Origin of the sequence: Bradyrhizobium hipponense (genome assembly GCF_008123965.1) — a bacterium.
GTDB lineage: Bacteria > Pseudomonadota > Alphaproteobacteria > Rhizobiales > Xanthobacteraceae > Bradyrhizobium > Bradyrhizobium hipponense.
Genome location: NZ_VSTH01000124.1, coordinates 58,044 through 67,710, shown reverse-complemented (window position 1 = coordinate 67,710; position 9,667 = coordinate 58,044). Strand labels below are relative to the sequence as shown.

At 65.1% G+C, this 9,667-nt stretch carries 9 protein-coding genes; 4 read left to right on the top strand and 5 right to left on the bottom strand.

Annotated features, from left to right (window positions below):
• The first annotated feature begins 214 nt into the window (after window positions 1-214).
• Both FXV83_RS31235 and FXV83_RS31230 read left to right on the top strand, forming a co-directional pair.
• The gene (locus FXV83_RS31235) at window positions 215-1,585 is read left to right on the top strand and encodes a TIGR03808 family TAT-translocated repetitive protein (protein ID WP_148743427.1); all 1,371 of its coding nucleotides are present in this window, start codon (window positions 215-217) and stop codon (window positions 1,583-1,585) included.
• Between the two features lie 244 nt (window positions 1,586-1,829).
• Window positions 1,830-2,138 (top strand): GIY-YIG nuclease family protein, encoded by a 309-nt coding sequence (locus FXV83_RS31230; protein ID WP_148743430.1) that lies wholly within the window; start codon window positions 1,830-1,832, stop codon window positions 2,136-2,138.
• 116 nt (window positions 2,139-2,254) lie between these two features.
• Here FXV83_RS31230 and FXV83_RS31225 read toward each other — a convergent pair whose 3' ends face one another.
• The 4 genes from FXV83_RS31225 to FXV83_RS31210 form a co-directional block, all read right to left on the bottom strand.
• Window positions 2,255-2,767 carry a TIGR03809 family protein gene (locus FXV83_RS31225; RefSeq protein WP_430648959.1) on the bottom strand — a complete coding sequence of 171 codons (513 nt, stop codon included), beginning with the start codon at window positions 2,765-2,767 and terminating at the stop codon, window positions 2,255-2,257.
• Window positions 2,768-3,281: 514 nt separating this feature from the next.
• On the bottom strand, window positions 3,282-5,003 hold the full coding sequence (locus FXV83_RS31220) for a S8 family serine peptidase (RefSeq protein ID WP_148743425.1): 1,722 nt from the start codon (window positions 5,001-5,003) through the stop codon (window positions 3,282-3,284).
• A gap of 15 nt (window positions 5,004-5,018) precedes the next feature.
• Complete coding sequence (locus FXV83_RS31215) at window positions 5,019-5,714, bottom strand: hypothetical protein (protein ID WP_148743424.1); 696 nt, start codon at window positions 5,712-5,714, stop codon at window positions 5,019-5,021.
• Window positions 5,711-6,280, bottom strand: coding sequence for a sigma-70 family RNA polymerase sigma factor (locus FXV83_RS31210; RefSeq protein WP_187436289.1), 570 nt, complete (start codon window positions 6,278-6,280; stop codon window positions 5,711-5,713). The genes FXV83_RS31215 and FXV83_RS31210 overlap by 4 nt, the downstream gene beginning before the upstream one ends.
• A 427-nt stretch (window positions 6,281-6,707) precedes the next feature.
• On the opposite strand from FXV83_RS31210, the gene FXV83_RS31205 reads away from it, so the two are divergent.
• Window positions 6,708-7,865: a GGDEF domain-containing protein gene (locus FXV83_RS31205; RefSeq protein WP_148743423.1), complete on the top strand. Its 1,158-nt coding sequence runs from the start codon at window positions 6,708-6,710 to the stop codon at window positions 7,863-7,865.
• A gap of 63 nt (window positions 7,866-7,928) precedes the next feature.
• Window positions 7,929-9,035, top strand: coding sequence for a DUF2336 domain-containing protein (locus FXV83_RS31200; RefSeq protein WP_148743422.1), 1,107 nt, complete (start codon window positions 7,929-7,931; stop codon window positions 9,033-9,035).
• On the opposite strand, the gene FXV83_RS31195 is transcribed toward FXV83_RS31200, so the two are convergent.
• Window positions 9,029-9,667 (bottom strand): NrsF family protein, encoded by a 639-nt coding sequence (locus tag FXV83_RS31195; protein ID WP_148743421.1) that lies wholly within the window; start codon window positions 9,665-9,667, stop codon window positions 9,029-9,031. The genes FXV83_RS31200 and FXV83_RS31195 overlap by 7 nt on opposite strands.

The following is a 9,667-nucleotide window of genomic DNA, read 5'->3' as shown; positions in this document are numbered from 1 at the left end:
CTTGACTCAGTAGTATTAGCGTAGCGTAACCCACCACTTCGAATTCAATTGGCTTCGCAGTCGCGGTGAGATGGTGGGCACGCTGCGCTTTGCCCACCCTACGCACCGTCTCTGTGTAAACATTTAACCCTACTGCGAACAATCCTCACGGCCCCGAGCGCGCTGCGCTACCTAACCGCTGCGGACATCTCCCGCGTCCGCCGGAGGACGCGTCATGACCCTCAACCGTCGTCATCTCATCGGCGCCTCGGCCACCGGCCTCGCCGGCGCGCTGGCTCTGCCGGCCGACGCTGCGCGTGCGGCGCCGCTGACGTCCCTGCTCGGCCGCGATGCGACCCAGTACGGCGTGCGGCCCGGGAGCAACGAGGATCAGACCCGCGCGCTCCAGCACGCCATCGACGAGGCTGCGCGAGCACAAATGCCGCTGGCGCTGCCGCCCGGGGTCTATCGCAGCGGATTGCTGCGGCTACCGAATGGCGCGCAGCTGATCGGCGTGCGCGGCGCGAGCAAGATTGTCTTCACCGGCGGCCCTTCAATGATCCAGAGCGACGGCTCAGACTCGATTGGCCTCACCGGCATCACCTTCGACGGCGGCGGCATTGCGCTGCCGACACGGCGCGGGCTGATCCATTGCCTCGGCGGCCGCGACGTCCGCATTAGCGATTGCGAAATCACGGGCTCCGGCGGCAGCGGCATCTGGCTCGAGCAGGTGTCCGGCGACATCTCCGGCAATATCTTTACCAGCACCGCGGTCACGGCCGTGGTCTCGTTCGATGCCAAGGGGCTCAGCGTTTCGCGCAATACCATCATCGGCACCAATGACAACGGCATCGAGATCCTGCGCACGTCCATTGGTGATGACGGCACGCTGGTCGCTGACAACCGCATCGAGGACATCAAGGCCGGACCTGGCGGCTCCGGCCAGTACGGCAATGCCATCAACGCCTTCCGCGCCGGCAACGTGATCGTGCGCGGCAATCGCATCAGGAACTGCGACTACTCCGCCGTGCGCGGCAACTCGGCCTCGAACATCCACATCACCGGCAACAGCGTCAGCGACGTGCGCGAGGTCGCGCTCTATTCGGAGTTCGCATTCGAGGCGGCCGTGATCGCCAACAACACGGTGGATGGCGCCGCCGTCGGCGTCTCCGTCTGCAACTTCAACGAAGGCGGCCGTATCGCCGTGGTCCAGGGCAACATCATCCGCAACTTGATCCCGAAGCGGCCGATCGGGACCGCGCCGGATGACGATGCCGGCGTCGGCATCTACATCGAGGCGGATACCTCCGTGACCGGTAACGTGATCGAGAACGCGCCGTCCTACGGCATCGTCGCCGGCTGGGGCAAATATCTGCGTGACGTCGCGATCACCGGCAACGTGATCCGAAAGGCGCTGGCCGGCATCGGCGTCTCCGTGGTGCCGGGCGCCAGCACCGCGCTCGTCAACAACAACATGATCTCCGAGACCCCGCGCGGCGCCGTGGTCGGCCTCGACCATGCGCGCGCGGTGACGGCGGACCTGTCAGCCGACGGCGCCCAGCGCTTTGCGCAGGTCGTGGTCGGCGGCAATGCGGTGCGGCGGTAGGCGGCCAGCGTAGCTCGCAGACGGGCCGTTCATCCTTCGAGGCTCTCCAAACGGCGCGTTGCGCCGCTTGGCTCGCACCTCAGGATGACGCGACGCGAAGCTTCGATTCGAGGAAGTCACAGGGGTTGGGCGACACACTCGAAAGTTGCTTGATGTTGTATTGACAACGAATACGCTGCCGTCATCCTGAGGTGCGAGCCGTGCGGTGCGCAGCGCCGCGCGGGGAGCCTCGAAGGATGATTTTGTGGGCATCTCTGTCTACATGCTGAAATGCGCGGACGGCTCTTTTTATATCGGAAGCGCCACCGGCGAGGACGTCTCCAAGCGAGTCGACGAGCACAACGCCGGCGCCTATCAGGGATATACTTACTCGAGACGTCCGGTCGTGTTGGTGTGGTCGGAGTATTTCGATCGGATCACTGATGGCATTGCGGCCGAGCGGCAGCTCAAAGGCTGGAGCCGCGCCAAAAAGGAAGCGCTCATTCGTTCGGACTGGAAGGCCGTGAGCTATTTTTCACAACGGCGTGCCGGAGCAGTTCGACCGAAGAAGTGAGGGCCAATGCGGCTACGGAAGGGCCGTTCATCCTTCGAGGCTCGCTCTGCGATGCTCTGCATCGCAGGCTCGCGCGGGACTGGAAGTGGCTTGACGAGCGCGCCCGCCCCCAAACCCTAAAACGTGTTCCGCAGCAGCGGGTACTTCGCCTCGATGCCGTCGAAGCTCAGGGTGAACTCGACGACGCGGTCGGGGGCTGCGACGATCTCGCCGGCCGGGGGCGAAAACTGCTGCAGAAGCGCTGCGAGCGGCGCGATCGGGGCTTCGGTGATTTCGGCGAGCACGTCCGGCGTGGGAACGAGCGCCACGGGCACGGCGGTCTCGGGCGCGATGTGCACGGCCTTCGGCTGCACGGTCTGCGCCTTTTCGCGCGGAGCGATGCGAGGCATCGTCGCAGGCGACCAGCCGAATGCGGGCGTTACGCTCGCCGCCGCTACCGCCACGTCCTCGCCAGTTGCGATGGCGCGCCATGTCTGGACGGCACGCTTGGCTTCCTGGATGTTTTCGAGGAATGCGAGCTCGGAGTGATAGCGGCGCCAGCGTCCGGTCTCGAACATTTCAGTCAAATGTTCCAGCCGCTGTTCGGCGAGCGCGCACCAGCGCGCTGCAATGTCACGGCCGCAAGCCACGGCGCGCACAGACTCTTGGCGATGTGTCATGGACCAGCCCGTCAGGAGAAAAATACGGACGCGGGGACGCAACGCACACGAATCAATTTAGACGCGACATGAATATTTTGTGGAAAAGTTTTGACTTGTCCAGCAACGACACGATATTCGTCGTCAAATTCCGTAGTCGTGCGGAGTTTTAAGGGGTTTTCGAGTCAAGCCTCGCACAAGCATAGTGCGCCTGCGGCGCGCCGCCCCGGCAATGGCGATGACGCAGCCGCGATCTTTCAACCAGAAGCTGATGTCGCGCGCCGCCTCAATGAGTTGGACATCCGAAAAGAAAAGACCCGTCCGGGGGGACAACCGGACGGGTCGAGCCATACAAGCGCTTGGGGTGGATGGGCGCTCGCGCCTGATATGACTGATGGGGAGGGATGACCGCTCCCACATAATTTGGTCGTGGCAGCCGGCTGGAACGTTCAATGCGACGCTCGATTTTTTGGCTATCGCGCCGCGTGCAGCTTTGTCGCCGCCGTTACCGCGTCGGCGGCCTATCCGCCTGAGAAACCGTGGATTTATCGTCCGAGCTCGACAGCGAGGGTTGCTCTATTGCGCGGACGCCAGGCTCGTCGCGACGCGCCCCGATATCTTCACGTTTAGTTGTACCGGATGCGGCGACGACGGGCTTCGCGCTATCGGCCGGAACAGCCATGACTGCGGCAAAGGCGTCGGCCTCACCGTCGCCGAACAGATCGTCTCGGCCCGGTGAACCCAGGTCGCGCGCGGTCTTTGCAAGCGTCAAGCGCAGCGCTTCCGGCTTCAGCGCGTAATTGCGTTCCAGCAGCAGTGCCGCGACGCCGGAGACATAGGCGGCCGAGAACGAGGTGCCCGACGTCATCTGATATTTGCCGTCCGGCGCCGGCAGGAAGATGTCGACGCCGGGCGCGGCAAGCGCGATGTAATTGCCGCGGTTGGATGCGGTGAACAGCCTGTCCTGCTGGTCGGTGGCGCTGACCGCGATGACGTTGGGATTGGCGGCGGGATAGAGCGGCGGCGACTTCGCCCCCGCATTGCCAGCCGCCGCAATCAGCACCAAGCCGCGCGCGGCGGTCGCCGCAATGGCGCGTTCGATCACCGCGTCTTTCGGACCGGCAAAGCTCATATTGACGATCTGCGCGCCGTGCTCGGCGGCGTAATTCAGCGAGCGCAGGATGACGTAGGAAGAGCTCTCGGCACCGCCCGTGGTGCCGCCGAAGGCGCGGATGGCAATGATGCGTGCCTCCGGCGCGCTGCCCATCAGCCGCGCATGCGCGACGATGGCGCCGGCGATGCCGGTGCCGTGGACGTGCGGGCCCTCGGTGCTGCCGAGCGCATCGAAATTGTCGGCGATGGAATCGGCAAGCTCCGGATGCCTAGCGTCAATCCCGGAATCGATCACCGCGACCGTGACGTTGGCGCCGTGCGCCAGTGTGTGGGCCTGCGGCAGGCGCAGCCTTGCCAGCGCATATTGCGCCGGGTCGCCCTCGGTCGGCACCGACGATCTCTGGTCCTGGAGCATGTAGCGGAAGTTCGGCTGGAGCGAGCGTACGCTGGCATCGGCGGCAAATTCGCGCCGCACGGTCTCGGACGGGCGCCCGTCGGTGATGCGGAACAGGCTGATCGTGGCCCCGACCAGCGGAAAATTCTCGGAAGCGATGCGCTCCAAGCCGTGCCTGCGGGCAAGCTCGTCGGCTTCGGTCAGCGACAGAGCACTATCGATCTCGGCGACGAATCCGTTGGCGAAGGTTCGCAGGTTCGCGGTAACCGGCGTGTTGTTGCGGCGGCCGTTGCCGGCGCTCTTTTTGCCGGACTTTCGGGAGCCCTCGCCATCCGCGTTCGGTTGCGCCAAGCACTCGCCGGCGGCGTCACGATACGGCGCGGTGCAGGCCGGATAGAGGTTCGGCGAGTAGCGCGCATAGGGCAGCACGACGGTCGGCGCCATCCGCGCCGACGAGATCCGCGCGGTTGTCACCACACGGGGAGCGCGGTCGACGGCAACCACTCTTGCGGCAGCGCCCGGGCCGACCCGTGCGGCAACGCTGGGAGAGATGGTCGGCGTACGCGAGGGGACACTGATCGTCGGCGTCCGCATGATGGCCTGTGCGCGCGCGACCTCGATGCCTAGACATGCGGCGAGCAGGAGCGCGGCTCCGACCGACGAAGCGTAGGCCCCTCCTCTTACCCCACCATTGGACTTGCGATTGGACTTGCGCGGCATGATCTCAGGGACGCCTTACGGCGCCGCCACGGCGAGATTGACGAACTTCTCGCGCTGCATCTTGCCGAGTAGCGAAGCGAGCTCGTCCTGGCTCATCGCCCTGTCGAACTGGAGGCGGAACATACCGCCCTTGGCGCCGTCGATGATCGAGGCCTGATAGCTGTCGAGCAGCGAGGTGATGTCGGCCACGCGCGCCTCGGGCGTGAAACGCACCAGCGCGCGCGCCGGTGCGGAGGCGGCTCCCAGCTCGCGCGTGATCGAGGGGTTGGTGGAGAGCGAGGCCGTCTGAAAGGTTGCGGTCTGGCTCTTCATCAGCACGGCGCCAATGACACCGGCCTGGAGCAGCAGGGCGATCGCGCCGAGGCTTGCCGACCAGGCCAGCGCGCGGGGCGACAGGCTCGCGAAGAAGGTCGAGATGCGCGCCGATAGCGGCAGCGCGCCCGTTGCCCGCGCAGGCTCGGCGTCGATCGCGGCGAACAACTTCTGCATCGCGCGTGCCGACGGCGCGCCGAGGCTCTCGTTCAAATGGATGGTTTCCTCGTACTCGCCGCGGATCGCAGCATATTGCCTGGCGAGCGCCGGATCCCGCGCCAGCGCCTCCTCGATGCGGCGGGCGTCACGGGCGTTCAGCGTGCCGGCGGCATGCCACGGCAGCAGCATCTCGATTTCGCTGGGCTCTTGCTCCAGCATCTTCTTGCTCAATGCCATCATGGCCAGCCTCGCTCAATGCCGGCTGCCTTCAGCAGTTCGGCCAATTTCTTGCGCGCATAGAACAAGCGCGTCTTCACAGTGTTCTCCGGTATCCCGACGATTTCGGCCACTTCTTCCACGGACTTCTCGTGGTAATAGACGAGATCGACGATTTCCCGATGGTCCGGCGAGAGGCCCGTCAAACACTCCCGCAACGCTGCACTGGTATCCTTCTTCTGCACCACCGTTTCCGGATCGTCTGACGTATCCTCGATCGCATTCGCGGCGTCGTCGTCCAACTCAAAATCCTTCCTGCGCCGGAGCGCAGACAGGGCCTTGAATCGGGTGATTGCCAGCAGCCAGGTGGAAACGGCGGATCGGCCCTCGAACTTGCCGGCTTGGCGCCAGACGTCGAGAAATACCTCGCTAATGAGGTCTTCCGCCTTCTGCTCGTCCCGCACGAGCCTCAGACCGAACCGATACACCCTGACATGGTGCCGCCCGTACAGCACCTGCATGGCGAGCCGGTCGCCTTGAGCGATCCGGGCGATCAGGATCTCGTCCGAAGCCGCCTGTGTCACGCTCAAAGGCCGTCTCGCAAAGTTGGTCGGGTCGGAACGGCGGACGGTTCGACGGAAGATGCAAGAATCTTCAACCTACCGCGTTCATACGGGCGCCCGCGTGATCTACCCCACATCGGCGTATTTTCCTGTGGCCGTCCAGGGCGCCGGACCGCCCTCATCCATGTCGGTAACATAATACTAAAACACTTTCCCGCCGAAGACCGCGCAAGGCCCCGCGACCTTACCAAGCCTCAGTCCATAACACAGCCTTGCGCAGCGCATCCTGAAGGCCCCGCGGCCCGATTGCCGGCGATCCCTAATCGCTCGCTAATTTCCCTATCGGATCAAGACCGTTTGGCCGTGCAGCAAGCCTGGATTCGCCGGGCGAGGATACCAAACCTAAAGGCTTGCCACGTAGATTTTTGGACTGACATCCACCAATGGCGAGACCATGAGCACGGCCGCGACATCCCTCCCGGACCGGAATGCCGCAGAAGCCGCGGATCTCGCGTTGACCTCCGACGCGACGATGCCGCAGATGCGCGCGCGGCGCGTGCGGCAGCGTCGCCAGATGTATGCCGGCCAGGTCGCAAGCTACTCGCTCGGCGCGGCGGTTCTGCTGCTGTACGCCCATGACGGCGCGGTCGCGATGGCCGTTCCCTCGCTGTTCTGGCTCGGCGGCCTGCTCATCATCGGCACATTCACTGTGCTGTCGGAAGCCGGCGTCGGCGACCGCCACAGCGATCACTATCTCACCGTGTTCCAGATCTCAGCGCACATGGCGCTGCAGTTCGTGTTCCTGGTGTCGGCGCCGACAGTCGGGATCGCCTTCATCGCCGTCCTGTTCCTGATCTTCGCCTTCGGTACGCTGCGCATGACGTCGAGCCAGGCGATGGTCACCTGGGGTCTCGCAACCTGCGGACTCGGTTTGGTCTTCCTGGCCTCGGACCTGCCGATCGGACTTCCCGTCGGAACCCGCCTCGAGCGCACCGCCTCGATGCTTTGCTTCGTCCTGGTGATCGGCCAGTGTGCCTTTCTCGGGCTATTCGGCGCCACGCTGCGGAAGATCCTGTACCGGCGCAGCATCGAGCTGAAGGCCGCATATCAGCGCATCGAGGAACTCGCCGAACTCGACGAGCTCACCGGCTCCTACAACCGCCGCTGCATCATGCGGCATCTCGACGCCGAGATTGAAATATCGCGGCAGGCGGCCGCGCCTTGCGCGATCGCACTGATCGATCTCGACTGGTTCAAGCGCATCAACGACGCGCACGGTCATCCCGTCGGCGACGAGGTGCTGCGCACCTTCGCGATCACGATTTTTGCCAACATCCGCCCCGCCGATCGTTTCGGCCGTTACGGCGGCGAGGAATTTTTGCTGTTGCTGCCGGGAATGGCGGGCGACGTCGCGTCGCGCATGCTCGATCGGCTGCGCGGAATCGTCGCGGACCTCGACTGGAGCGCATTCTCCCCCGGCATGCGCGTGACGATTTCAGCCGGCGTCGTAACGCTGCGCGACAACGATACTGCCGACACGTTTCTCGCGCGCGCCGACCGCGCACTCTATTCGGCCAAGGCGCAAGGGCGCAACCGCATTGCATCGAGCTGACCAATCCATTTCCTCCGGGGCGCGCAGAAGCCGCCGCGGGATCGAACGCTCCAGGACAGGGCTATGAGATCCAAATCCGCCAAGCCAGCCGAAAATCTGCTCGACGAATTGCAGGCGGCACTCTCGCACGGCACCGTCGCACGCCGCGTCGAGACGCTGCGCCGGATCACCGATCTCTTCGTCAACAACGCGTTGGACTATTCCGACGACCATGTCCGGCTGTTCGACGACGTCTTCCAGTGCCTGATCGGGCAAATCGAAACGTCGGCCAGGGCGCTGCTTGCCGACCGCCTCGCGCCGATGGCGGCCGCGCCGCCCAAAACCATCCGCACGCTCGCGCTCGACGAGGTCATCGAGGTCGCCGGCCCCGTGCTGACGAAGTCGGAGCGCCTGGATGAGGTAACCCTGATCGAGATTGCGCACAGCAGGGGCCAGGCGCATCTCAAGGCGATCTCGTTGCGGCGGGTGCTCTCCGAAGCATTGAGCGACGTGCTGGTGACGCGCGGCGACGAAGAGGTGGTGCAATCGACCGTCAAGAATCCGGGCGCGCAGCTCTCCGAGGGAAGCCTCACCGAGCTCGTCACACGCGCTGAACGCGACGACGACCTCGCCAGCTGCATCGGCCTGCGGCCCGACCTGCCGCGCCATCATTACCTGAAGCTGGTCGCGAAAGCGTCGCTCGACGTGCGCAAGAAGCTCGAAGCTGCCCATCCGGAGCTCGCCGACGAAGTCTCGAGTGTGGTGCAGGAAGTCGCCCGGCGGGTTCGCGTCGCCGCCGTGACGAGGCAGGTCGAGATGGCGCGGGCGCTGGTGAAGTCGCTGCACGACGACGGCCGTCTCAACGAATTCCAGGTCGCGACCTTCGCCGAGCAGGGCAAGTTCGACGAGACCACCGCAGGGCTCGCCGCGCTCGCCGGCGTCTCGGTCGAGACTGCCGAGAGCATCATGATCGAGAGCCGCACCGAGGGCGTGATGCTCCTCGCCAAGGTCGCTGGCATGTCGTGGCCGAGCGTGCGCGCCATTATCGCCATGCGCGAAAAATTATCCGGCGGCCCGCAGACGGACACGCTGACCCTGCGCGACACGTACGAGGCCCTGCGCAGCTCGACCGCGCAGCAGGTGCTGCGCTTTCACCGCATGCAACAGGGCGCGACGCCGGCTGCTCAGTAGCGCAGCACTTTCGATCCCACCAGCGCACCGATCGCGGTCACCAGCGCGGTCGCCAGTGTGTACCAGGTCGCGACGAACAACGGAGAGTCGTCGGTGCAGTGCGAGGCGTAGAGCGTCGCGGCGAGCCCGGCTGACACGAGGCCAGCGAGCGCGCCTGCAAGCGCAGGGCGCGACGGCGCGCCGTGTCGCAGCCCGAACAGCGCGCCCGCAAGCAGCGGCAGCGACATCGCCGGGATCGCAGACAGGCACACCCTGGAGTTCTTGCCGACCATTCGCATCGTCATAGGCATCGCAGGCGCCATCATCATCTCGCCGCCGATTGCGACCGCAAGCAAGCCGACGGGAAGCAGCAGCAACCAGCCCCAACCGCGCAAAAGAGCCTCGGGCCGCGACAGGTGCAGGCTGACGATGATGGCGGGAATCGCGAGCGACAGCGTCACCGCGAACTTCATGTCGAAGAACGGATTGTGCATGGCGCTCATCAGGTCGGGACGCACGCCAAGGAAGGTGGCGAAAATCAGGATCGACAAGGGTGCGGCCACCAGCAGCGCCATGGTCAGCATCGCGCCGACGCGCGGGGCGCGGTGGGCATTGTCGGCCGCAAGCGTGCGAATGAGTTGGTCGGTATCCAT

Coding starts and splice junctions, on each gene's coding strand:
- FXV83_RS31235 (WP_148743427.1), top strand. CDS start 215: ATGACCCTCAACCGTCGTCATCTCATCGGCGCCTCGGCCACCGGCCTC.
- FXV83_RS31220 (WP_148743425.1), bottom strand. CDS start 5,003: ATGCCGCGCAAGTCCAATCGCAAGTCCAATGGTGGGGTAAGAGGAGGG.
- FXV83_RS31215 (WP_148743424.1), bottom strand. CDS start 5,714: ATGATGGCATTGAGCAAGAAGATGCTGGAGCAAGAGCCCAGCGAAATC.
- FXV83_RS31205 (WP_148743423.1), top strand. CDS start 6,708: ATGAGCACGGCCGCGACATCCCTCCCGGACCGGAATGCCGCAGAAGCC.
- FXV83_RS31200 (WP_148743422.1), top strand. CDS start 7,929: ATGAGATCCAAATCCGCCAAGCCAGCCGAAAATCTGCTCGACGAATTG.
- FXV83_RS31195 (WP_148743421.1), bottom strand. CDS start 9,667: ATGGATACCGACCAACTCATTCGCACGCTTGCGGCCGACAATGCCCAC.